This is a genomic window from Cryobacterium sp. TMT2-15-1 (assembly GCF_004402345.1).
Taxonomy (GTDB): Bacteria; Actinomycetota; Actinomycetes; order Actinomycetales; family Microbacteriaceae; genus Cryobacterium; species Cryobacterium sandaracinum.
Map to the genome: position 1 here is coordinate 37,117 of NZ_SOGD01000037.1, position 23,503 is coordinate 60,619.

Consider the following 23,503-nt stretch of genomic DNA (forward strand, 5'->3'; position numbering starts at 1 on the left):
GTCTATCCTGCCTCACGCAGCCGGCGCAGTCCCTCCCGGCGCAGGGCCTGCTCGGCCGGGTCCGGCACGGGCAGGGAGGCCAGGAGCCGCTGGGTGTAAGGATCCTTGGGTGCACCGAGAACCTCGGCGCTGGTGCCCTCCTCGACCAGTTTTCCGCGGTACAGCACCGCAATCCGGTCCGCGACGAGGTCGACGACAGCCAGGTCATGACTGATGAACAGCGCGGCAAAGCCGAACTCCCGCTGGAGATCGGCGAACAGCTCCAGCACCCGCGCCTGCACGGAGACGTCGAGAGCGCTGGTGGGCTCGTCGGCTATCAGCAGGGGCGGCTCCAGGGCGAGCGCCCGTGCCAGGCTCGCGCGCTGGCGCTGGCCGCCGCTCAGCTCGTGCGGGTAGCGGTCGCCGTAGGCACGCGGCAGCTGCACGGCCTCGAGGAGCTCGTTGACCCGCGGGCGGGCGTGGGCGGCGTTCTTCGCCCGACCGTGCACCACCAACGGTTCGGCGACGCAGTCGGCGATGGTCAGCAGCGGGTTGAAACTCGACGCCGGGTCTTGGAAGACGAACCCGATGTCGCTGCGGAACTTCCGGAACGCACGTTCCTTGAACCCGTTCATCTCGTGGCCCATCACGGTCAGGGAGCCACCGGTCACCCGGGTCAGGCCGGCGATGGCCCGCCCGATCGTGGTCTTACCGGAACCGCTCTCCCCCACCAGACCGAGAACCTCACCGGGCCGGATCAGGAAGCTCACGCCGTCGACGGCGGTGAAACCGGACCGGCCGAGCCGGCCGGGGTATTCGATTCGGAGCTGGTCGGCGACGACGACCGGCGCCTGCTGCTCCCAGTCGGCCGCGCGGGCCGTGGCACGGGCGGCGGCGTGCACGACCCCCTGGCCCACGTGAGGCACGGCGGCGAGCAGCTTCTTCGTGTAGTCGTTCTGCGGCGAGCGGAAGAGGGTTTGGGCATCCGCCTCTTCGACGACCTTGCCCTGGTACATCACCGCGACTCGGTCGGCGAGGTCGGCGACCACGCCCATGTTGTGGGTGATGAGCACGATCGCCGTGCCGAATTCATCGCGGCAGCGGCGCAGTAAGTCTAGGATCTCGGCCTGCACGGTCACGTCGAGCGCCGTGGTCGGCTCGTCGGCGACGATCAGGCCGGGGTCGAGCACCAGGGCCATGGCGATCACGACGCGCTGCTTCTGGCCGCCGGAGAACTGGTGCGGGTAGTAGTCGACGCGGGTTTCCGCGTCAGGGATACCGACCCGCCCGAGGATCTCGATGGCCTTCTTGCGGGCTTCCTTGCGACTGAACTGGCCGTGCGCGCGGATGCCCTCCATGATTTGCCAACCCACCGTGAAGACGGGGTTCAGCGCGGTCGAGGGTTCTTGGAACACCATGGAGACGTCGGTGCCGCGAACCTGCCGCAGCTGGGCGGTGCTGAGCGCGATGACGTTGCTCTCGCTCGAGCCGTCTTTGCTGCTGAGGATGACGGCCCCGGAGGCGGTCGCCGTCTCCGGCAACAGCCCGAGGATGGTCTTGGCGGTGACGGTCTTGCCGCTCCCGCTCTCGCCGACGATGGCCAGGACCTCGCCGGGAGCGACCCGCAGGGTGACGCCGTCAACGGCCCGAACGGCTCCGGCGTCGGTCGCGAACGAGATGCCCAGATCGGTGATGGTGAGCACGTCGGTCATGGTCGGTCCTCGAGTCCTTCGGTGGGATGGGTTGCGGCGCCTTCCAGTCCGCCGAGCCCGCCGGGGCCGGCGACGAGGGTGCCGCCGGGAACGACCGAGGTCTGCGCGACGATCCCGGCCGACTGGCCGACTGCGCGGCGTCCGCGCAGGCGGGGATCGGCCAGGTCGTTGAGGCTTTCGCCGACCAGTGTGATGCCGAGCACGACGAGCACGATGGCCAGTCCGGGGAACAGTGACGTCCACCAGATACCGCTGGTGACGTCCGAGAGGGCCTTGTTGAGGTCGTAGCCCCACTCGGAGGCGGCCGTCGGTTCAATGCCGAACCCGAGGAAGCCGAGGCCCGCGAGGGTCAGGATGGCCTCCGACGAATTCAGGGTGAAGATCAGCGGAAGGGTGCGGGTCGCATTGCGGAACACGTGCCGGAACATGATCCGGCCGCTGCCGGCACCCAGCACGCGTGCGGATTCCACGTAGGCCTCCGCCTTGATCCGCACCGTTTCGGCGCGGATCACCCGAAAGTACTGCGGAATAAAGACCACGGTGATTGAGATCGCCGCAGCCAGCACACCGCCGATCAGGTTGGATTTGCCCCCGGAGATGACGATCGACATCACGATGGCGAGAAGCAGCGACGGGAACGCGTAGACGGCGTCGGAGACGACCACCAGGATTCGGTCGAGCCAGCCGCCGAAATAGCCCGACACCAGCCCGAGGAACACCCCGGCGAAGATCGACAGCAGGACGGCCACTATGATCACGAACAGGGCGGTCTGGGCACCCCACAGCACCCGGGAGAGCACGTCGTAGCCGCTGACGGTGGTGCCCAGCGGATGCGCGCCCCCGGGCGGCTGCTGGGCTCCGAAGGCGCCGTCGGCGTCGCGCAGCTGGCTGAAGCCGTAGGGCGCGAGCACGGGGGCGAAAATGGCGGTCAGCACGAAGAGCGTGGTGATGATCAGGCCGGCGACCAGCATCCCGCGCTGGAGTCCGATGCTCTGCCTGAGCTGGTGCACGACGGGGAGGCGGGACCAGACGCTGCGCTTCTGCCGGGCGGAGATCGCGGTGGCGTCACTCATCTCAGTACCTCACTCTCGGGTCGATCAGTGCGGCGATGATATCGACGACGAAGTTGGAGAGGGCGACGATCACGGCGAGCAGGGCGACGATCCCCTGCACCGCCACGAAGTCCCGGGCCTTGAGGAACTCGGAGAGCATGAAGCCCAGGCCCTTCCATTCGAAGGTGGTCTCGGTCAGCACGGCGCCGCCGAGCAGCAGGGCGATCTGGAGGCCGATCACGGTGATGATCGGGATCAGGGCCGGCCGGTAGGCGTGCTTCCGCACCAGGCGGAACTCGCTCACCCCACGCGAGCGAGCGGCGTCGACGTAATCGGTGCCAAGGGTTCCGATCACGTTGGTGCGCACGAGGCGGAGGAAGACCCCCGCAGTGAGCAGCCCAAGCGTCAGCGCGGGGAGCACGGCATGCTCGAGCACGTCCCCGAGCACGGTCGGGTCCCCGGTCAGGATGGCGTCGATCGTGTACAGGCCGGTCTGGTTCGGCAACAGCTGCATCTGCAGCTCGGAACTGGTCGAGGCCCGCCCGGAGACGGGAAGCACGTCGAGGTAGACGGCGAAGACGAGTTTGAACAACAGCCCGGAGAAGAACACCGGCGTGGCGTAGCAGAGGATAGCGAAAACCCGGAGGAAGGCGTCCGCGGATTTGTCCCGCCAATAGGCGGCGACCATGCCCAGGGGAATCCCGACGATGAACGCGACGACCAGGGCGTAGAAGACGAGCTCGAACGTGGCCAGCCCATAGGTGACCAGGATCTCGGAGACGGGACGGTTGGTGCTGATGGTCGTGCCGAAGTTGCCGGTGAATACCTGGCCCAGGTACTCGATGTACTGCACGAAGATGGGCCGGTCGTAGCCGGCGGCCTGGATGCGCTCGGCCAGCTGCTCGGGCCCGAGACGCCCGCCGAGAGCGGCCGTGATCGGGTCACCGGTCGTGCGCATCAGCCAGAAGACCATGGACACGAGGATGAAGATGGTGGGAAAGATCAGCAGGAAGCGGATCAGGATGTACCGGCCGATCCCGCCGTCGGTTGCGGGACGTTTCTTGCGTCCCGTCGCGCGGGGCGACGGGGGGCGCGTGGTCACAGTGGTCATTCCTGCCTAACGATTGGACTGTGCGATTAGACCGTGACGGGGGCACCCAGCGCGCAAGCGGCTGGATGCCCCCGGGTTTCAAATTAGAGAAACTCTAACCGGTTGACGTACTAACCTTTGGCCAGCGCCGCGTAACGGAACTTGAACGACGCGTCGAGCGTGTCGCTGGTTCCGGTCACATCGGGGCCGGTGACGGCAACCTGGGCGCCCTGGAGCAGCGGCACGGTGGATAGCTGCGCGGCGACCTTGTCCTGGATCTCCTCGATCAGCTTGGTGCGCTCGGCGGGATCGGCGGTGACGGCCTGCTTCAGGATCAGGGCGTCGACCACCGTGTCGCTGTAGTGGTTCTTGAGGAAGCCGCCTTCGAGGAAGAACGGGGTCAGATAGTTGTCCGCGTCGGAGTAGTCCGGGAACCAACCGAGCTGGTAGACGGGGTAGACATCCGTCGTGCGGTCCTTCGAGTACTGAACCCACTCGGTGGTCTGCAGGTTGACGGTGAAGAGGCCCGAGGCTTCCAGCTGGTCCTTGACCAGGGCGTACTCGTCGCCGGACGACGGGCCGTAGTGGTCGTTACTGTACTGGAGATTGAGCTTTACCGGACCGGTCACACCGGCGGCCTTGAGGGTTGCCGCGGCCTTGTCGACGTCGGGGGCACCCTCACCGTCGCCGTAGAGGCCTTTGAGGGACTCGGTGGCGCCGGTCAGTCCGGCGGGAACGTAGGAGTACACCGGGGTGTACGTGCCCTTGTAGACCTGCTCGGCGATTTCGTCGCGGTCGACGAGGTCGGCCACGGCCTGGCGCACGGCAAGGGCCTTGGCCGGGTCGGCCTCGGCGGTCTTGGCGCCGAACGGCTGGGTGTCGAAGTTGAAGACGATGTAGCGGAGTTCGCCGCCGGGGCCGTCGACGACCTTGACCTTGTCGTTGCCGCGCAGGTCCTCGATGTCGGTGGCCGACAGGCTACGGAACGCCACGTCGATATCGCCCTGCTGCACTTCGAGCTTTAGATTGGAGGCGTCGGCGTAGTACTTCACGTTGACGACGTCGGTCTTGGCCGCGCCCAGGAGACCCTCGTAGTCCGGGTTGGCCTTGTAGCCGACCAGGTTGTTGAAGTCGTAGCTGGTGATGACGTACTGGCCGGCGAACGCGTTGGCGTCGACGATGTCCTGGTCCGGCGTGAGCTTCGTGGCCGAGAAGGTGTCCTCGTCGACGATGGGGCCGGCCGGGCTGGACAGGATCTGCGGGAAGATCTGGTCGTCCGCCTGCTTCAGGGTGAAGACAACCGTGGTGTCATCGGGGGCCGCGACGCTGTCCAGGTTATAGAGCAGCGAGGAGGGGCCGTTGTCGTCTGCGATCGCCAACTGGCGATCGAAGGTGAACTTGACGTCGGAGGAGGTGAGCTCGTTGCCGTTGGCCCACTTCAGACCAGGCTTGAGGGTGACCGTGTACTCGGTGGGGCTGGTGAACGCGGCGGCCGTGGCGATGTCGGGCTCGACGTCCGGGCTGCCGTAGGGCGTGTTCATCAGGAATGGGAAGACCTGGTTCTGCACCGCGAACGAGCCGTTGTCGTAGGAACCGGCCGGGTCGAGCGACGTGATCTTGTCGGTCGTGCCGATCGTGATGGCTTCGCCACCCGAGCTGGTCTCGTTGTCGGTTCCGCCGGCGGAGCAACCCGCGAGGGTCAACGCGGTGACCGCGAAAACCGCTGCGGCGCTGAGCCCTCTCGCGCGTGAAGTGGATGAGAATGCCATAGCCGTGAGCCTCTTCCTCTAGAAAACCGATGCCGGGCGCAGGAATCGTGCGCGGCCAGCATTGCTGTAGGAAAAGAAGTAGCACAGAATGCGCGGTGTCCCGGCGCAATACGATGCATCTTTATCGAGCTGCAACCAAGGAGAAGCCGGGCGAGACGAGCGCGGTCTACTCCTCCCGGAGGTTGCGGCGCTCGGCCTCGACTCGCACCAGCTCCCGCTGGAGTGCCACATAGACGTCGCGATTGGTCGCATCCGCGCGCTGGAGTCGGCCGAGCAGTTCGGCCTTCTGACGCAGCAGGTCCCGGTCGATCAGGGCCACAGTGATGTCGCGCACGTAGCGGCCGATTTCGCGTTCGGAGCGTTCGGGAAGGGAAGCCATCGCCAGCTCCTTGACCAGGTTTTCCAGCGTGGCCGGGACCTCGGCGACGATGCGGTCGAGCCAGTCGACGGCGTCGTGGTGGGGCGCGGTGGCCGCGATGGCGTCGCGCACCACCGCCAGGGAGGTGTTCACGAAGTTCGTCGCCGCGGCGCGCTGGATCAGATCCACCCCGACGACGGTAGGGCGCTGCAGCATGGCCATCAGGCCGTCGCGTTCCAGCCGGGTGACCGGGTCGGTCGCCAGGTCGATCATGGAGAACGGCTGCTCCCGCGGCGCCGGCTCGTTCTCCCCCGGCCGAGATCCCGGAGTGGCCGTACCGGTGCTCCGGGAGCGCGACAGGGCGGCGGAGACGGCCTTGCCAACCTCGCCGAGCTCCATGCCGAGCATGCGCGCCAGCTCGTGCGTGTAACCGGGTCGCAGGGTCGGGTCACGGATGTCGCCGACGATTGGCGCCGCGGCGCGAAGCGCGGCGACGCGACCCTCCACCGTGTCGAGGTTGTATTGGCCGAGCAACTGCCGGATCATGAACTCGAACATGGGCTTTTTTGAGTCGATCAGCCGGCGCACGGCGTCATCGCCGCGGTGCAGTCGCAGGTCGCAGGGGTCCAGTCCCTCGGGCGCGACGGCCACGTACGTCTGGGCGGAGAAACGCTGCTCCTCGCTGAATGCGCGCACGGCGGCCTTCTGGCCGGCGGCATCCGGATCGAACGTGAACACGACCTCGCCGACCCCGCTGTCGTCGCCGAGCACGCGACGCAGCACCTTGATGTGGTCGACCCCGAAGGATGTGCCGCAGGTGGCGACCGCGGTCGTCACCCCGGCAAGGTGGCAGGCCATGACGTCGGTGTAGCCCTCCACGACGACGACCTGGTGGCCTCGGGAGATGTCGCGTTTGGCGAGGTCAAGCCCGTAGAGCACCTGGGACTTGTGGTAGATCGGCGTTTCGGGGGTATTCAGATATTTGGGTCCCTTGTCGTCGTCGAGGAGGCGACGCGCCCCGAAGCCGATGGTCTGCCCGGTGATGTCCCGGATCGGCCAGACCAGGCGGCCGCGAAACCGGTCGTACACGCCGCGGTCGCCGCTGGAGACGAGACCGGACAGCGTGAGTTCCTCGGTGGAGAACCCCTTGGCGCGCAGGTGGTTGGTGAGCTCGTCCCAGCTTTTCGGGGCGAAGCCGACCCCGAACCGGGCGGCCGCGAGGGAGTCGAAGCCGCGTTCGCCGAGGAAAGTACGCCCGACCAGGGCGCCGGGGCTGCCGAGGCGTTCCACGAAGAAGTCGGCCGCGGCCTGGTTGGCGGCGTACAGGCGGGCCCGATTGGTGTGGTCGGGAGCCTCGCCGGCGCCGCCCTCGTAGTGCAACTCGATACCGACCCGGCCGGCGAGCCGTTCGACGGCCTCACTGAAACTGACGTGGTCCATCTTCTGCAGAAAGGAGTAGACGTCGCCGCTCTCGCCGCAACCGAAGCAGTGGTAGAAACCGACCTGGGGGCGCACGTGGAAGCTTGGGCTGCGCTCGTCGTGAAAGGGGCACAGTCCCTTCATCGATCCCACGCCGGCGGACTTGAGACTCACGTAGTCGCCGACGATGTCGGCGATGTTGGTGCGGGCCTTGACCTCTTCGATGTCGTTTTGTCGAATCAGGCCTGCCATAGCTGAATGTTAGTCCTGCCCGTGTCGGTGTTCGGTGTGGTGTCGTCGTTCTGTGCGATGCTGTCCGTGCTGTCCGTGCTGTTGTTCGCGCAGGTCAGTGCTTTACCAGGCGTTCGTACCAGGCCAGCGCGGACTGGTCGGTCAGGCTGGCGACCTGGTCGACGACGACGCGTTTGCGGGCTGCGGCGTCGGCGGCCGCGTGCCAGTCCTCCCGGTATCCCGCGTCCAGGTGTTCGTCCCCCGTCGCGTGCAGCGTGCGCGCCAACAGGGTGAGCACCTGCCTCTGCTCCACGTAGATGGGCTTGCGGGTCTGTCGCGTCATCACGAAGGTCGCCACGATGCCCTTGAGCACGGCGATCTCCGCCTCGACCTCCCGCGGCACGACCACGTGGGCGCCGAACCGAATCAGGTCGCCTCCCGGGTTGGCGTCGCGCGTGGCGCGCACGGCGGCACCGCTGAAGCGGCCGATCAGCTGGCTGGTCAGGTTCTTCAGCAGGCCCTGGTCGCGGCGGCTGCCCGACCACGTCTCAAGCCAGGCGTTGAGCGAGTCGAGCCGGTCGAAGGCGTCGGCCAGGTCCCCCTCGGAGAGACCATCGCCGGTCCACTCGGTCATCGTGGCCAGAAGCGACTCGTGGTTGGTCCGGCTGCCGAGCTGGCCGACGTCGATGTAGCCGTTGACGACGGCGTCCTCGAAGTCGTGCACGGAATACGCGATGTCGTCGGAGAGGTCCATCACCTGCGCCTCGATGCAGCGCCGGCGCTCCGCGGCGCCGGAGCGCATCCACTCGAAGGCCTCCCGGTCATCCGGGTAGAAGCCGTACTTGGCGCGGCCGCTGGGATCGGCGACCGACGAGTCGGCCGGCCAGGGGTATTTGCAGCTCGCGTCGAGGCTCGCCCGGGTGAGATTGAGCCCATAGCTGCGGCCATCGCGGCCGAAGACCTTGGGTTCGAGTCGGGTGAGCAGGCGGAGCGTCTGGGCATTGCCCTCGAAGCCGCCGATGTCCGCGGACCAGGTGTTGAGGGCCTTCTCGCCGTTGTGGCCGAAGGGCGGATGGCCGATGTCGTGCGCCAGGCAGGCGGTGTCGACGATGTCCGGGTCAAGGCCCAGCCGCAGAGCGAGTTCGCGCCCGACCTGGGCGACCTCAAGAGAATGGGTGAGTCGGTTGCGCGCGAAATCAAGGCCGGCGGCCGGGCTCAGCACCTGGGTCTTCGCTGCCAACCGGCGCAGTGCGCTCGAGTGCAAAAGCCGGGCCCGGTCGCGAGCGAAATCGCTGCGCCGGGAGCCGTGCTCCTCAGGCAGCCAGCGTTCCTCGTCGTGCCTGCTGTATCCGGTCTCGTTAGCCACCGCTTGTGTCCCCTTCACCTTCGGTCAGATTGGCGCGCTCCGCCGACACAAGCTCCTGGGAGTCGAGCCAGTGTTCAGGCAGTGAGGTTTTCTTCGGGCTGCCGGCCCGACCCCGGGGTCCCTCGGCGCCCTCGCCGGGATAGTCCTGATCGCCGTCGAGGGTGCCCAGCAGATCGTCGAGCTGCGCGAGCGAGACGACCGAGGCCAGGCTCGCCCGCAGGTCGCCGCCGACCGGGTAGCCTTTGAAATACCAGGCCACATGCTTACGGATGTCCCGACAGGCCCGCTCCTCGCTCTCGAAGAACTCGGTCAGGAGCACCGCGTGGCGGCGAAAGGCGTCGGCGACCTGGCCCAGGTTGGGCTGGATCCTGGCAGCCGGCGCGCCGGACTCGCCGCCGCGGAAGGCCGCGGCGAGGTCACCGAACAGCCAGGGGCGGCCCAGGCAGCCGCGCCCGACGACGACGCCGTCGCAGCCGGTCTCCGCGACCATGCGCAGGGCGTCCTCGGCGGACCAGATGTCGCCGTTGCCGAGCACGGGCACGCTGGTGACGGTTCTCTTGAGGGTCGCGATGGCCGACCAGTCGGCCTGGCCGGAGTAGTACTCGGCTGCCGTTCGGGCATGCAGGGCGATGGCCGCGACACCGGCGCCCTCGGCCGCTTTGCCGGCCTCCAGATAGGTCAAATGGTCGGAGTCGATGCCCTTGCGCATCTTGACGGTAACCGGCACGTCACCGGCCGCGGTGACGGCACCCTCGACGATCTGGCGGAAGAGCCCGAGCTTCCAGGGCAGGGCGGCGCCGCCGCCCTTGCGGGTGACCTTGGGAACCGGGCAGCCGAAGTTGAGGTCGATGTGGTCGGCCCGGTCCTCGGCCACAAGCAGGGTGACTGCCTCGGCGACAGTCTTCGGGTCCACGCCGTACAGCTGGATTGAGCGGATTTTTTCGCTCGCGTGATGGTTGATCAGCCGCATCGACTCCGGCGTGCGTTCGACCAGCGCACGGGAGGTTATCATCTCGCTGACATAGAGGCCTGCGCCGTATTCACGGCACAGACGACGGAACGCCGTGTTGGTAATCCCGGCCATGGGAGCGAGAACGACGGGCACGTCGAGCGTGAGCGGGCCGATCGTGAGGTTCGCCGGGCTGGTCTGGGTTACGGAAGTCATCCGTTCAATTCTCCCCCACGCCGGGACGCCTACCTGACGACCCGGCTAGACGCCGCAGGAACCGCCGCCGCAGCATCCGCCGGCCGCGGTCTGGCCGAGAAGTTCGATCGTGGGGACGGACTCGGCCTCGGCGAGGGCGACCGGGGTGGTGGTGTCGGGTGCGTCGCTCATGTGTTCTTCTCCTCGGATTTTTCGGTGTGCGCCTGGCGGAGGGCCTGGGCGAAGGTGTCGGGGTCCTGGGCACCGGAGATCCCGTATTTGCCGTCGATGACGAAGAAGGGCACCCCCTGGATGCCGTAGGCGTTGGCCTGAGCGACGTCGGCCTTGACATCCGCGAGGAAGTCGTGGGCGGTCAGGGCGCGGATAACGTCGTCACGGTCCAGGCCGATTTCGGCGGCGAGGTCTGCGAGGTCGCCGATCCGGCCGACGTGGCGGCCGTCGACGAAATAGGCCTTCAACAGTCGTTCTTTCATGTCAAGCTGGCGGCCGTGCGCCTTCGCGTAGTGCAGCAGCTCGTGCGAGATGACAGTGTTGGTCTGATGCACGGAGTCGTAGTCGTAGTGCAGCCCGACGCTCTCGGCAATGCCGGTGACGCGCTCGAGCATCTGCTCGACCTCGGCGACCGGCAGGCCCTTGCGCTGGCTGAGGTAGTCGACGGGGCTGCCGTCGAAGTCGACCGGGGTATCCGGGGCGAGTTCAAAGCTGTGATATTCAACCTCGACGTTCCCGTCGAACAGGGCCGCCCCGGCCTCGAACTTGCGCTTTCCGATGTAGCACCAGGGGCACTGAACGTCGGACCAGATGTCTACTTTGATGGTTTCACTCACTGTGGGGTCAACCGATGGTGCCCCACGTTGTATTCCCGGCCTAGACGGTCGGCGCGTCCACGGCGCCGCCGTAGCGGCGGTTACGGGCCGCGTAGAGCTCGATTGCCCGCCACAGGTCTTCACGGCCGAAGTCCGGCCAGAGAGTGTCCAAAAACACCATCTCCGCGTAGGCGCTCTGCCAGAGCAGGAAGTTGCTGGTGCGCTGCTCCCCCGAACTACGCACGAACAGGTCAACGTCGGGGAGGTCCGCGGTGTATAGGTACCGCTGGATCGATTTCTCGGTGATCCCGGCGGGCTTTAACCTGCCTGCGGCCACGTCCTCAGCCAGCGCGCGCACGGCATCCGCGATCTCGGTGCGCCCGCCGTAGTTCACGCACATGGTGAGGGTGAGCACGTCGTTTCCGGTGGTCAGCCGTTCGGCGAACTGCAGTTCCTTGATGACGGATGCCCACAGCCGGGGCTTGCGTCCGGCCCACCGCACGCGCACCCCCCATTCGTTGAGCTGATCGCGCCGGCGGTGCAGAACGTCCCGGTTGAATCCCATCAGGAAGCGAACCTCGTCGGGTGACCGCTTCCAGTTCTCGGTGGAGAACGCGTAGACGCTCAGGTGTTTGACGCCGATCTGGATGGCCCCGGCGACGACGTCGAGTAGCGCGGCCTCCCCCGCCTTGTGGCCTTCCACCCGAGGCAGCCCGCGCGCGTTCGCCCACCGGCCGTTGCCGTCCATCACGACCGCCACGTGCTCGGGAACGGCCTTCGTCGGCAGGGCGGGCGGGTACAGGCCAGTCCAGTCCAAGGGTTTGAACGGCACCGCATCCTTGTGGGTCAGGAGCTTCTGGCCGAAGGGATTGAGGAAGGGCGCAGGGGTCATCGACTCACGTGTTCCAACGATCGAAGGCCGCGTCCGAGGTGCCACTGCGTGTAGGCGGCGACGACCCCGGTGGCCTGGGCTCTGGTTTGGGGCGGGGTGGATTTGGTGTGCTCCCAGTCGCCGGTCAGGAGGGAGCCGAGCAGGGTGATGGTGGCCGGATCGAGCCTCGGCGAACCAGGCGCTGCGCAATCGTCGCAGACGATCCCGCCAGCCTGCACAACCATCGCGGAGTGGGATCCCCGGGCTCCGCACCGTGCGCAGTCCTGGAAACTGGGTGCCCAGCCGGCCATCGACAGTGCTCGGAGCAGATAGGAGTCGAGGGTGAGGCCCGCGCCGTGCTCACGGCGGGAGAGCGACCGGAGGGCACCCACGAGCAGCAGGTATTGCTGCAGCGAACCCTCCGCCTCGGTGAGTTTGTCGGCGGTTTCGACCATGGCGCTGGCTGCCGTGTAGCTCGGGTAGTCGGCCGTGATCAGGGCTCCGTAAGAAGCGATGGACTCCGCCTGCGTGATGACATCGAGGCTCCGCCCCTCCCAGAGCTGCACGTCGGCGACCATGAACGGTTCGAGCCGGGCCCCGAATTTCGACGCGGTGCGGCGCACACCCTTGGCGACCGCGCGCACCTTCCCGTGCTGGCGCGTGAGCATGGTGACGATGCGGTCGGCTTCGCCCAGTTTCTGGGTGCGCAGCACGACGACATCATCACGGTAGACAGGCACCCTTGGATTCTCCCACCTGGCGGGAGCGCGGGGTCGTCAAGCGCGCCGATACCCACCGTTTCAGTGGTTTCATTAGGGGTGCCCTCCACCTCATTCTTCATTCCGCTCTGGCTCGACCTCACGGCCGTGGCCATCGGCGCCGTGCAGGGCGCCATGTTCGCCGGCCGTTTCACCGACCGCCGCTTCGACCTGCTCGGCATCGCGCTGATCGGCGTCACCGTGGGGCTCGGCGGCGGTTTGCTCCGCGATATCCTGCTGGGCGGCGTGCCGGCCGCGCTGCAGAGCAACTGGTACCTGCCGGTGTGCGCGGGGGCGGCTCTGCTCGGCATGCTGCTGCAGAGCCTGTTCAACCGGCTCGGCCCGTTCATCATCGCCCTCGACGCCGTGACCATCGGGCTGTTCGGCGCCCTCGGCACGAGCAAGGCACTCGCCGTCGGCCTGCCGGAGATCCCCGCCCTGTTCGTCGGGGTCGTCACGGCGGTGGGTGGGTCGGCCCTGCGGGACATGATGTTGAACGTGCCGATCGCCGTAATGCATGTCGGTTCGTTCTACGCCGTCGCGGCCGGGGTCGGCAGCGGCCTGCTCGTGGTGCTCTTCATGCTGCAGGTGCCCATCACCATCGCCGGGATCGCCTGCGTCGTGGTGACGACGGTCATCCGGATCCTCGCCGCGCGGTACGGCTGGAGCCTGCCGCAGCAGCGCGCGATCGGCAGTTGGCCCCGGTGGCGGCGCGACAATATCGTCGCCTTCCGGCGGCGCAGGAACCGCGGGGACTGAGGCACCGAACGGGCCCGAAACTGGTCCACAAACGACGGATTCCGCTCTCGCCTTTCATTGCCTCCCGGGTCAGACTGGTGAGAAGTTTTCACGTCGTTTGGAGGAACCTCATGAACATGATGAAGGGCACCGTGCCCGATTCGATGCCGGATTTGATGCCGGTCCTGTCCCGAGGCAAGCACAGAAACCCGCGTTCCGGCGCCTGTTTCATGGAGTTCGCCTCCTATCTCGCCGGAGAGGCCTGGAGTGACCACCCGGCCTGCACTCATCCGTTACTCGCCTCCGCCGCTCGGATGGTGAACGACTGCACGTCGGACACTGCCCGGGCCCGCCTGGTCCCGCTGATCCCGTCGGTGATCGGTTTGCGCGGGGACAACGCACGGGTGCGCCTGCTGATCGCTCTGCGGGCGGCCACATCCGCCCTCCCGGTCACGAGTGCGGACCACCAACGGGCTCTTGCCGTGGGGATCCTCAACTGCGAACGGCACCTGACCGAGGCCAGCGGCACCATTCCCGACGACGTCGCCCTGCGCATCCGCAATTCGTTTGACGCGGCACCGGAGACCGAACGGTGGGCGCGAGAATTCATCGCCTCGATGGGATCCTGGTCTCGGAGCAAGTTCACGGACCGCACGGCGGAGACCATCATCCGGGTGTCCGTGCAGGGCGTCGCGGAAGCGTGCGTTCCCGACCCGGACGGTCAGCTCTACGACCTGCTCGCCGGCGCGATCGACGACTGCACGATGGTGTTGACCCCCGCGGTCAACCCACGCGCTGCCAGGGTGACTGCCGACCCGACTCACGTCACTCCGACGCACCGGACGAAGACGAAGGACACGGCGCGGGTCTAGGGCCGGTTTGACAGCACGCAGCCGGGAATCGACGCTCCGGCCGAGCGCCCTCCTCCCCGGGGAAGGCACTCGGCCGGGCTGACGATTCTCTGCTCACGCGCCGACGGAGTCCACGTGCCGGCCGAGGCTACCCGAGGTCAGGCGGTCGCGTCCGCCAGAGACCGCTTGCCGGCCTCGGCGCGGATGCCGCGGTTGACCGCCGACACCACCGATTTGAGCGAGGCGGTCGAGATGTCCGCGTCAATGCCGACGCCCCAGAACCGCGTGCCGTTGACGTCGAGTTCGACGTAGGCCGCGGCGAGGGCGTCGCCGCCGGCCGACATGGCGTGCTCGACGAAGTCGTAGAGGGTGATGGCGATGCCGCGTTCGGCCATCACGCCGAGGAACGCCGCGATCGGGCCGTTGCCCGCGCCGACGGCGCTGGACACGGTCGTGTCGTCGCGCAGGTCGACGGACAGTTCGACCGAACCGGAGAGGTCGCTCGAGGTGCGCGTGGCGTGCAGCTCGAATCGACCCCACTTGGCGTCGGGCGTGGTGTGGCTGGCCGGTAGGTACTCGTCGTTGAAGATTTCCCAGATCTGCTCACTGGTGACCTCGCCGCCCTCCTGGTCGGTCTTGGACTGCACGACGCCGGAGAATTCGATCTGCAGCTTGCGCGGCAGGTCCAGGGCGTGGTCGGTCTTGAGCAGGTAGGCCACGCCGCCCTTGCCGGACTGGGAGTTGACCCGGATCACGGCTTCGTAGCTGCGTCCGAGGTCCTTCGGGTCGATCGGCAGGTACGGGACCGCCCAGAGCAGGTCGTCGACGCCGCAGTCCTGCGTGGCGGCATCCACTGCCATGGCCTCGAAGCCCTTCTTGATGGCGTCCTGGTGCGAGCCGCTGAACGCGGTGAAGACCAGGTCGCCGGCCCAGGGACTACGCTCGGGCACGGGCAGCTGGTTGCAGTACTCCGCGGTGCGCTTGACCTCGTCGATGTTGCTGAAGTCGATCTGCGGGTCGATGCCCTGGGTGAACAGGTTGACGCCCAACGCCACCAGGTCGACGTTGCCGGTGCGCTCCCCGTTGCCGAACAGACAGCCTTCGATGCGGTCGGCGCCGGCCAGGTAACCCAGTTCCGCGGCCGCGATGGCTGTGCCGCGGTCGTTGTGCGGGTGCAGGGAGATGAGCACGTTCTCGCGGTGGGCGAGGTGGCGGGACATCCACTCGATGGAGTCGGCATAGACGTTGGGTGTGGCCATCTCGACGGTCGCGGGCAGATTGATGATGACCTTACGCTCCGGCGTGGGCTCGAGGACCTCCAATACCTGGTTGCAGACGTCGACGGCGAATCCCAGCTCGGTACCGGTGTAGCTCTCCGGGGAGTACTCGTAGTAGACCATGGTGCCGGGGACGGATGCCTCGGCGGCGCGGCAGAGACGCGCGCCGGCCAACGCGATGTCGATAATGCCCTGCTTGTCTTCGCGGAACACGACCTTGCGTTGCAGCACGCTGGTGGAGTTGTAGAGGTGGACGATGGCCTGCCTGGCGCCCGCGATCGACTCGTAGGTGCGCCGGATCAGGTGCTCGCGCGCCTGGGTGAGCACCTGGATGGTCACGTCGTCTGGAATGGCATTTCCGTCGATCAGGCTGCGCACGAAGTCGAAGTCGGTCTGGCTGGCCGACGGGAAGCCGACCTCGATCTCCTTGTAGCCCATCCGCACGAGCATGTCGAACATGATGCGCTTGCGCTCCGGGCTCATCGGATCGATCAGCGCCTGGTTGCCATCCCGCAGGTCCACGGCGCACCAGCGCGGGGCCGCGGTGATGTGCTTGTCCGGCCAGGTGCGGTCGGGCAACTCGATCGTGAACTGCTCCTGATACGGGCGATACTTGTGGATCGGCATCTGGGATGCGGTCTGATTGTTTTTCATGATCTGGGATCTCCTCGCGAGTGGTGGGTAGCCAACGACGAACTCCGCGACGAGGGAGGCCTCAGATTAGGACTCGTCGCGGCAGCGAAGAAGCAGCTCACCGAAAAACATAAGTGCAGGCTACCACCCTCGGCTGCACCCTTGGCAGCGGATCGGGTCACGCCACCCGATCCGCTACCGAGGATGCTGGCGGTTCGGGCTGCAGGCGGAACGACGGCTAGAAACCGAGGCGGCCCAGCTGTTTCGGGTCGCGCTGCCACTCCTTGGCGACCTTGACCCGGAGCGAGAGGAAGACCCGCTTTCCCACCAGCGGTTCGATCTGTTTGCGGGCGCGCACACCAACATCCTTCAACCGGCTGCCGGATTTGCCGATGATGATGCCCTTCTGGCTGTCGCGCTCGACGAACAGGTTCGCGTAGATCTCGACCAGTTCCTGGTCGTCGCGCTCGATGATGTCGTCAATGGTCACGGCGATCGAGTGCGGCAGTTCGTCGGTGACGCCCTCGAGCGCCGCCTCCCGGATGTACTCCGAGATGCGCGACTCGAGGCTCTCGTCGGTGACCGCGTCGGCCGGGTAGAGCGGGGCATCCGACAAGGGCAGCAGGCGCAGCAGCTCCGCGCTGAGGATATCGAGCTGGATGCGGCTGGTCGCCGAGATCGGCACGATCGCCTCCCAGTCACGCAGCTGTGACACGGCGAGGAGCTGGTTGGCGACACTGGTCTTGGAGGACATGTCGATCTTGGTCACGATGGCCACCTTGCGGGCCCGCGGAAAGTTGTCCAGCTGCTCGTTGATGAACCGGTCGCCCGGGCCGATCGGCTCGTTGGCCGGAATGCAGAGGCCCACCACGTCCACGCCGGACAGCGTCGACTGCACGAGGCTGTTCAGTCGTTCGCCCAGCAGGGTGCGCGGCTTGTGGATACCCGGGGTGTCGACCAGAATCAGCTGGCCGTTCTTCTGGTGCACGATGCCGCGGATGGCGCGCCGGGTGGTCTGCGGCTTCGACGACGTGATCGCGACCTTCTCCCCGACCAGCGCGTTCGTCAGCGTGGACTTGCCCACGTTGGGGCGTCCCACGAACGACACGAACCCCGCTCGGAATCCTTCTACTTCAGTCATGACCGTTCACTCTCTCATCGTCCGACACTCCGAGGAATGCGTTCTGCGCGTCTATCAGCGCTTGATCTCGTTCAACCAGCACGGTGCTGATTCGTTTGCGGCGGCCCTCGGTGCGTTCGGCGGTGAGGACCAACCCGCTCGCCCTGGCGACCGAACCCGCCACCGGCAAGCGCCCGAGGGCCTTGGCCAGCAGGCCACCCACCGAATCGACCTCGTCGTCGTCCAGTTCCAGGTCGAACAGCTCGCCCAGCTCGTCGACCGGAAGCCGCGCGCTCACCCGAAAGCGACCGTCGCCGAGGACCTCGACCTCCACGACGTCGCGGTCGTACTCGTCGGAGATGTCTCCCACGAGTTCCTCGATCAGGTCTTCCAGGGTGACCAGTCCGGCGATTCCACCATACTCGTCGACCACCATCGCGAGGTGGTTTGACTCGAGCTGCATCTGGCGGAGCAGCGCGTCGGCTTTCTTCGACTCGGGCACGAAGACGGCAGGTCGCTCGAGCTCCCGCACCGTGAGGCTCTCCACATTCGGCGGCCGCTCGTAAACGAGCCGAGCCACATCGCGCAGGTACAGGATGCCCGTGACGTCATCCACTTCGCCGTCGATGACCGGAACCCGGGAGAATCCCTTACTCAGGAACAGGCCCATCGCCGCGCCGATCGATGAGTCCGCTTCGATGGTGACCATGTCGGTGCGCGGAATCATCACCTCGCGCACGACGGTCTCGTTGAACTCGAAGATCGAGTGGATCAGTTCCCGGTCGTCCTCCTCGAGGACGTCGAGCTCGGTGGCCTCGTCGACCATGCTGAGCAGCTGGTCCTCCGACGTGAACGTGGCCAGCCGGGTGCGCCCGGGGGTGACCCGGTTGCCGAGGGCGACAAGCGCGTTGGCGATGGGGCCGAGGAGCACTCGGAGGAAGTGCACCAGCGGGGCGATCGCGGAGAGCAACTCCACGGGGTGGGCCCGGCCCACGCTGCGCGGGCTGGCGCCGACGAGCACGAAGGAGACCGCGGTCATCAGCAGGGACGACAGCAGCAGTGCCAGCCACAGCTCCTCGATCGTGGTCGCGAAGACGAGGGTCACCAGCACGGCCGCCGTGGTCTCGGCGATGATCCGTACAAAACTGATCGTGTTCAGGTGCGCCCCGGTGTCGGCGGCGATCGCCGTCAAAGGGCGCTTGGCACGGGACTTCTCGGCCAGGTCGAGAATGTCGGCCCGGGATTGGCTCGTGACGGCGGAGTCCACCGCGGCCATCAGGCCGCCGAAGGCGACCAACAGGATGGCCGCCGTGAGAAACCACCCGATCATCGGTCGCGGAGGCGTTCCTGCAGGGCGAAGCCGATCAGGATGTCTCGCTGGATGCCGAACATTTCCTTCTCCTCGGCGGGTTCCACGTGGTCGAATCCGAGCAGGTGCAGCACGCCGTGCGTGGTGAGCAGCAGGAGTTCCTCGAGGGTGCTGTGCCCGGCTGTCTCGGCCTGGCCCTGGGCCACCTGCGGGCAGAGCACGATGTCGCCGAGCAGCCCCGGCGGGGTCTCGGCGTCTTCGGTGCCTGGGCGCAACTCGTCCATCGGGAAGCTGAGCACGTCGGTGGGGCCCGGCTCATCCATCCATTGCACGTGCAGCTGCTCCATCGCACCCTCGTCGACGAGGACGATCGCCAGTTCGGCGTCAGAGTGCACGTGCATGGAGTCCAGAGCGTAGGCGGCCAGACGTAGGATGGCGGCCTCATCGACCGGGATAGTCGATTCGTTGTTGATTTCGATGCTCAAGAGGATCTCCGTTTCGGAAGGCGGTCGCGGGGAGTGCTGGGGCGGCCGGGTCCGCGACCTGCGAATTCCCGCGCCTGATCGCTTTCGTAGCGCTCGGTCTGCTTCTGCGCGTCGTACGCGGTCCAGGCGTCGACGATCCGGCCGACCAGCGAGTGCCGCACGACGTCGGCACTGGTCAGACGTACGAAACGGATGTCGTCGACCCCGTCGAGCACCCGGCTCACCAAGCGCAGCCCGCTCGAGCCCGCCGGCAGATCAATCTGGGTGATGTCCCCGGTCACGACCATTTTCGAGCCGAACCCCAACCGGGTGAGGAACATCTTCATCTGTTCGGGGGTGGTGTTCTGCGCCTCATCGAGCACGACAAAGGAGGAGTTGAGCGTGCGGCCGCGCATATAGGCGAGCGGGGCCACCTCGATGGTTCCGGCTGCGAGCAGTTTGGGCACGAGTTCCGGGTCCATCATCTCGTTCAGGGCGTCGTACAGGGGGCGCAGATACGGGTCGATCTTCTCGGTGAGGCTGCCCGGCAGGAAGCCGAGTCGTTCCCCGGCCTCGACGGCCGGGCGGGTGAGGATGATCCGTTCGACCTCCTTGCGCTGCAGCGCCTGCACGGCCTTGGCCATTGCGAGGTAGGTCTTGCCGGTTCCGGCCGGCCCGATCCCGAACACGATGGTGTCGGTGTCGATGGCGTCCACGTATTCCTTCTGTCCGATGGTCTTGGGGCGGATGCTCTTGCCGCGGGAGCTGAGGATGGCCGGGCCCAGACGTTCGGAAGGGCTCGTGGAGCTGTCCTCGTCGAGCATCCGTGAGGAGGTGCTCACCTCGGATTCGACGAGGTCACGCCCGCCGCGCACCATGAGCAGGAGCTCCTCGATCAGGCGACGCGCCGCCTCGACATGCGCGGTCTCACCGATCAGGGTCACCTCGTTGCCGCGCACGTGCACGCTGACGCCGGGGTGTTCCTTCTCGACGGCGGCGAGCAGACGGTCGTCGGCGCCGAGCAGGCGCACCATGGCGATGCCGTCGACCGTGATGTGCACCTCGGCCTGGCCGGGCCCGGGCTCACCGGAAACCAAGCGTTCCCTCCCCGAGGGTTCCGCCGGCGGCCTGCGGGGCGAGCAGGTGTGCGTGGACGTGGAAAACGGTCTGCCCGACGCTGGCACCGGTGTTGAACACGAGCCGGAACTGGCCGTTGGACAGCCGGGCCGCCACAGCGTCCGCCACCTCGATGAGTTCGGTCAGCAGCCCGGGGTCTCCGGCCGCGAGCTCGACCACGTTGCTGTACTCGGAGGTTTTCGGCGTGATGACGACATGCACTGGCGCCTGCGGGGCGATGTCGGTGAAGGCGATGATCCGTTCGGTTTCGGCGACGATGGTCGCCGGGATCTCGCGCGCGGCGATGCGAGTGAAGATGGACGGTTCTTGGCCGGTGGAAGACATATCTCTATCTTAAGCTCACGCGCTACCAGCGGCCGAGCGTCACGTTCAGGATGGAGAGAGCGGCCGGGCCGGCGGTGGAGGTGCGCAGCACATTGTCGCCCAGGCGCACCCGGGTGGCGCCTGCCTGCTCGAGCAGGGTCAGCTCGGCCGGGGAGATGCCGCCCTCGGGTCCGACGACGAGCAGGATATCCCGGTCGTCGGTCGGCGCCGCCTGCGAGGTCAGCCGTTCGCTCGCCGTGGGCTCCAGCAGCAGCATCCGGGTGGTGCCAGCCAGCTCGGCCAGCATTTTGGTGCTCGCCAGTTCCCCAACCGTGGGCAGCCACGCGCGAATCGACTGTTTCGAGGCCTCGCGCACAATGCTGGACCAGCGATCCTGGCCCTTCTTGATTTTCGCACCCTCCCAGCGCGTCACGGCGCGGGATGCGGCCCACGGGATCACCCCGTCGATGCCGAGCTCCGTGGCCGCCTGCACGGCCAGTTCGTCCCGGTCTCCCTTGGCGAGAGCCTGGACCAGACGGATGCGCGGCGTCAGCAGCGCGCTCACGGTCACCGTCTCGACGCGCAGGGTCAGCAGCCTCGCATCTGCGTCAACAACGGTGGCGGCCAGCATGAGCCCGGCCCCGTTCCCGATCTGCAGGTGCTCGCCCGGGCGCACCCGGCTGACGGTGACCGCGTGCCGGGCCTCCGCGCCGCCGATGCCGACGACCGCCCCCGGCACGCACTCGGCGACGTGGAGCGCCTCATCGATGAAGAAGTGTGCCATCGACGCCTAGCCGCGAAACCGATCGCGCAGCTTGGCGAAAAGTCCCTGCTGGAAGGCGCTGAGGGCAGGAGCCGGCGCCTTGTGGCGGGCCGCAAAGGCCTCAATCAGCTCCCGCTCCTTGTGGTCGAGACGGGTCGGCGTGACCACGTGCACGCCGACCTTCAGGTCGCCGCGTCCGTTCCCGCGCAGGCGGGTGACGCCGCGGTCCTTGACCGTGATGATCTCGGCGCTCTGCGTGCCCGGCCTGAGCTCGACCTCGATGTCGCCGTCGAGCGCCTTGACGGTCGCGGACCTGCCGAGGATGGCATCCGTCATCGGCACCTCGAGGGTGCAGAGCAGGTCGTCGCCGTCACGGCTGAACACGTCGTGGTGGCGCACCTTCATCTCGAGGTAGAGGTCCCCGTTGGGACCGCCGGCCGGACCGGCCTCGCCGCTGCCGGGCATCTGCAGGCGCAGGCCCGTGTCGACCCCCGCCGGGATGTCGACGGGGACCGTGCGACGCGCTCGCACACGGCCCTGGCCCTGGCAGGTGACGCAGGGAGTGGCGATGATCGTACCGTAGCCGCGGCAGGAACCGCAGGGGCTGCTCGTCATGACATTGCCGAGCAGCGACCGCACGGCGCGCTGGATGGTGCCGGTGCCGTGGCAGATGTCGCAGGTGACGGGCGCGGTGCCCGGCTGGCAGCACGTGCCGTTGCAGGTCGCGCACATGATGGCCGTGTCGACCTCGAGCTCCCGGTGCGTGCCGAAGATGATCTCATCGAGGTCGAGGTCGACCCGGATCAGGGCGTCCTGGCCGCGTTCTCGGCGCGACCGAGGCCCGCGGCTGGACCCCCCGCCGCCGAAGAAGGTCTCGAAGATGTCGCCGAAGTTGCCGAAGTTGCCGTCGAAACCGGCAGCTCCGCCGCCCGAGCGGCCGTTGCCGCCACGGTCGTAGTTGTCGCGTTGCTTGACGTCGCTGAGCACGTCGTAGGCGTGCGTGACGGATTTGAACCGCTCGGATGCATCCGCGCCCGGGTTCACGTCGGGGTGCAGCTGCCGGGCCAGCCTGCGGTAGGCCTTCTTGATCTCGTCGGTCGAGGCGTCGCGGGCGACGCCGAGTACTTCGTAATGGTCAGCCAAAGCTGGCTCTCCTAGGTCTGTTCTGAAATGTGGTGTCCCGCCGGTTTCTGGGCCGAGAGGAACTGGTCAATTCTCGCCGAGAAGGCGTGAAAGGTAGCGGGCGACCGCGCGGACGGCCGCCATGTTGTTCGAGTAGTCCATCCGAGTGGGGCCGAGCACGCCGAGGCGCGCCAGGTTGCCGCCCTGCGAGGAGTAGCCGCTGGTGAGAACGGACGTCTCGGCCAGACCGAACGGGGCATTCTCCCGGCCGATACTGACGGACACGCCGTGCTGGTCGGAGGCCATCTCGCCGAACAGCCGCAGAAGCACGACCTGTTCCTCAATGGCCTCGAGCACCGGGAAAATGCTGCCGGTGAAGTCTTCCTCGGTGCGCACGAGGTTGGCGGCGCCGGCCATCACGAGCCGGTCCTGCCTGTTCGCGCCGACCTGGTCGCGCAGGGTGCCGGTGATCAGATCCACCGCCTCCTGTTGCTCGAGCGGGCCGAGGCCGGAGCCGGCGGTGAGGGAGCTGCCGGTGAGGGTGCTGGCGGCCTCGCTCATGCCGAGCCCGACCAGGGCAGAATTCAACCGGGTGCGCAGGTCGATCAGAACGGGTTCAGCCAGTGGCCGGGGCAGGTCAACGACGCGTTGCTCGACCCGTCCGGCATCCGTGATCAGAACCGACAGGAGGCGAGTCTCGGACAGGGGCACCAGTTCGATGTGGCGCACCTTCGCGCGGGACAGCGACGGATACTGCACCAGGGCGACCTGATGGGTGAGCTGCGAGAGCAGCCGCACGCTGCGGGCCAGCACCTCGTCAAGGTCGGCCGACTGACCGAGGAACGTCTCGATGGCTTGGCGCTGCGCCGCCGAGAGCGGGCGCAGATCGGCGAGGTGGTCGACGAACAGGCGGTAGCCCTTGTCGGTGGGGATGCGGCCCGACGAGGTGTGCGGAGCCGCGATCAACTCTTCCTCTTCGAGCAGGGCCATGTCGTTGCGGATCGTGGCCGCCGAGACCCCGAAGGAGTGCCGGTCGACAATAGATTTAGAACCGACGGGTTCGCGGGAGGCGACGTAGTCCTGAACGATCACACGCAGGACTTCGAGACTGCGATCGGACACCATGGCTCTCGCCTCCTCCCAGCGTCGCGAGTGCAGCACCGATTGGCACTCGCGGTATGTGACTGCCAATCATACCGCGACCGGCTGG

22 protein-coding genes are annotated in these 23,503 nt (G+C 67.1%); 2 read left to right on the forward strand and 20 right to left on the reverse strand.

Translation table 11 applies throughout. The annotated features are described in order from the left end of the window. Positions 1-2: 2 nt before the first annotated feature. The 11 genes from E3O62_RS10305 to recO form a co-directional block, all read right to left on the reverse strand. The gene (locus E3O62_RS10305; protein WP_134394118.1) at positions 3-1,691 is read right to left on the reverse strand and encodes an ABC transporter ATP-binding protein; all 1,689 of its coding nucleotides are present in this window, start codon (positions 1,689-1,691) and stop codon (positions 3-5) included. Next, positions 1,688-2,764: an ABC transporter permease gene (locus E3O62_RS10310; RefSeq protein WP_134394119.1), complete on the reverse strand. Its 1,077-nt coding sequence runs from the start codon at positions 2,762-2,764 to the stop codon at positions 1,688-1,690. Before E3O62_RS10310 ends, E3O62_RS10305 begins: the two co-directional genes overlap by 4 nt. Before the next feature lies 1 nt (position 2,765). Next, the gene (locus tag E3O62_RS10315; RefSeq protein ID WP_134394120.1) at positions 2,766-3,854 is read right to left on the reverse strand and encodes an ABC transporter permease; all 1,089 of its coding nucleotides are present in this window, start codon (positions 3,852-3,854) and stop codon (positions 2,766-2,768) included. Between the two features lie 110 nt (positions 3,855-3,964). Next, positions 3,965-5,602, reverse strand: a complete 1,638-nt coding sequence (locus tag E3O62_RS10320; protein WP_134394121.1) for an ABC transporter substrate-binding protein — start codon at positions 5,600-5,602, stop codon at positions 3,965-3,967. 166 nt (positions 5,603-5,768) lie between these two features. Continuing rightward, complete coding sequence (dnaG, locus tag E3O62_RS10325; RefSeq protein WP_134398441.1) at positions 5,769-7,631, reverse strand: DNA primase; 1,863 nt, start codon at positions 7,629-7,631, stop codon at positions 5,769-5,771. Between the two features lie 94 nt (positions 7,632-7,725). After that, the gene (locus E3O62_RS10330; protein WP_241973424.1) at positions 7,726-8,976 is read right to left on the reverse strand and encodes a deoxyguanosinetriphosphate triphosphohydrolase; all 1,251 of its coding nucleotides are present in this window, start codon (positions 8,974-8,976) and stop codon (positions 7,726-7,728) included. Next, positions 8,969-10,141 carry a tRNA dihydrouridine synthase DusB gene (gene dusB, locus E3O62_RS10335; protein ID WP_134398442.1) on the reverse strand — a complete coding sequence of 391 codons (1,173 nt, stop codon included), beginning with the start codon at positions 10,139-10,141 and terminating at the stop codon, positions 8,969-8,971. The genes E3O62_RS10330 and dusB overlap by 8 nt, the downstream gene beginning before the upstream one ends. 45 nt (positions 10,142-10,186) lie before the next feature. Continuing rightward, positions 10,187-10,312, reverse strand: a complete 126-nt coding sequence (locus tag E3O62_RS17340; RefSeq protein ID WP_255570036.1) for a hypothetical protein — start codon at positions 10,310-10,312, stop codon at positions 10,187-10,189. After that, positions 10,309-10,968 carry a DsbA family protein gene (locus E3O62_RS10340; RefSeq protein WP_134398443.1) on the reverse strand — a complete coding sequence of 220 codons (660 nt, stop codon included), beginning with the start codon at positions 10,966-10,968 and terminating at the stop codon, positions 10,309-10,311. Before E3O62_RS10340 ends, E3O62_RS17340 begins: the two co-directional genes overlap by 4 nt. Before the next feature lie 40 nt (positions 10,969-11,008). Further along, complete coding sequence (locus E3O62_RS10345; RefSeq protein ID WP_134398444.1) at positions 11,009-11,839, reverse strand: isoprenyl transferase; 831 nt, start codon at positions 11,837-11,839, stop codon at positions 11,009-11,011. Then, positions 11,836-12,558: a DNA repair protein RecO gene (gene recO / locus E3O62_RS10350; protein ID WP_134394127.1), complete on the reverse strand. Its 723-nt coding sequence runs from the start codon at positions 12,556-12,558 to the stop codon at positions 11,836-11,838. The genes E3O62_RS10345 and recO overlap by 4 nt, the downstream gene beginning before the upstream one ends. 78 nt (positions 12,559-12,636) lie before the next feature. Here recO and E3O62_RS10355 point away from each other — a divergent pair, with 78 nt between their 5' ends. Both E3O62_RS10355 and E3O62_RS10360 read left to right on the forward strand, forming a co-directional pair. Next, positions 12,637-13,335 (forward strand): trimeric intracellular cation channel family protein, encoded by a 699-nt coding sequence (locus E3O62_RS10355; protein ID WP_241973425.1) that lies wholly within the window; start codon positions 12,637-12,639, stop codon positions 13,333-13,335. A 110-nt stretch (positions 13,336-13,445) separates the two neighbouring features. Further along, positions 13,446-14,186 carry a hypothetical protein gene (locus E3O62_RS10360; RefSeq protein ID WP_174720133.1) on the forward strand — a complete coding sequence of 247 codons (741 nt, stop codon included), beginning with the start codon at positions 13,446-13,448 and terminating at the stop codon, positions 14,184-14,186. Positions 14,187-14,323: 137 nt separating this feature from the next. On the opposite strand, the gene leuA is transcribed toward E3O62_RS10360, so the two are convergent. From leuA to hrcA, 9 genes are all read right to left on the reverse strand, one after another. Continuing rightward, positions 14,324-16,096, reverse strand: coding sequence for a 2-isopropylmalate synthase (leuA, locus tag E3O62_RS10365; protein WP_134398445.1), 1,773 nt, complete (start codon positions 16,094-16,096; stop codon positions 14,324-14,326). A gap of 217 nt (positions 16,097-16,313) precedes the next feature. Beyond that, the gene (gene era, locus E3O62_RS10370; protein WP_104099992.1) at positions 16,314-17,216 is read right to left on the reverse strand and encodes a GTPase Era; all 903 of its coding nucleotides are present in this window, start codon (positions 17,214-17,216) and stop codon (positions 16,314-16,316) included. Next, complete coding sequence (locus E3O62_RS10375) at positions 17,209-18,525, reverse strand: hemolysin family protein (protein ID WP_134394129.1); 1,317 nt, start codon at positions 18,523-18,525, stop codon at positions 17,209-17,211. The genes era and E3O62_RS10375 overlap by 8 nt, the downstream gene beginning before the upstream one ends. Then, on the reverse strand, positions 18,522-18,989 hold the full coding sequence (gene ybeY, locus E3O62_RS10380) for an rRNA maturation RNase YbeY (protein WP_134394130.1): 468 nt from the start codon (positions 18,987-18,989) through the stop codon (positions 18,522-18,524). Before ybeY ends, E3O62_RS10375 begins: the two co-directional genes overlap by 4 nt. Next, positions 18,986-20,002, reverse strand: a complete 1,017-nt coding sequence (locus E3O62_RS10385) for a PhoH family protein (protein WP_134398469.1) — start codon at positions 20,000-20,002, stop codon at positions 18,986-18,988. The genes ybeY and E3O62_RS10385 overlap by 4 nt, the downstream gene beginning before the upstream one ends. A gap of 49 nt (positions 20,003-20,051) precedes the next feature. After that, entirely contained in the window at positions 20,052-20,429 is a 378-nt protein-coding gene (locus E3O62_RS10390; protein WP_134394131.1) for an HIT domain-containing protein, read from the reverse strand. A 22-nt stretch (positions 20,430-20,451) separates the two neighbouring features. Further along, positions 20,452-21,192, reverse strand: coding sequence for a 16S rRNA (uracil(1498)-N(3))-methyltransferase (locus tag E3O62_RS10395; RefSeq protein WP_134398446.1), 741 nt, complete (start codon positions 21,190-21,192; stop codon positions 20,452-20,454). Between the two features lie 6 nt (positions 21,193-21,198). Then, positions 21,199-22,314, reverse strand: coding sequence for a molecular chaperone DnaJ (gene dnaJ / locus E3O62_RS10400; RefSeq protein WP_134398447.1), 1,116 nt, complete (start codon positions 22,312-22,314; stop codon positions 21,199-21,201). Between the two features lie 66 nt (positions 22,315-22,380). Further along, positions 22,381-23,418 carry a heat-inducible transcriptional repressor HrcA gene (gene hrcA, locus E3O62_RS10405; RefSeq protein ID WP_134394134.1) on the reverse strand — a complete coding sequence of 346 codons (1,038 nt, stop codon included), beginning with the start codon at positions 23,416-23,418 and terminating at the stop codon, positions 22,381-22,383. Positions 23,419-23,503: the final 85 nt, after the last annotated feature.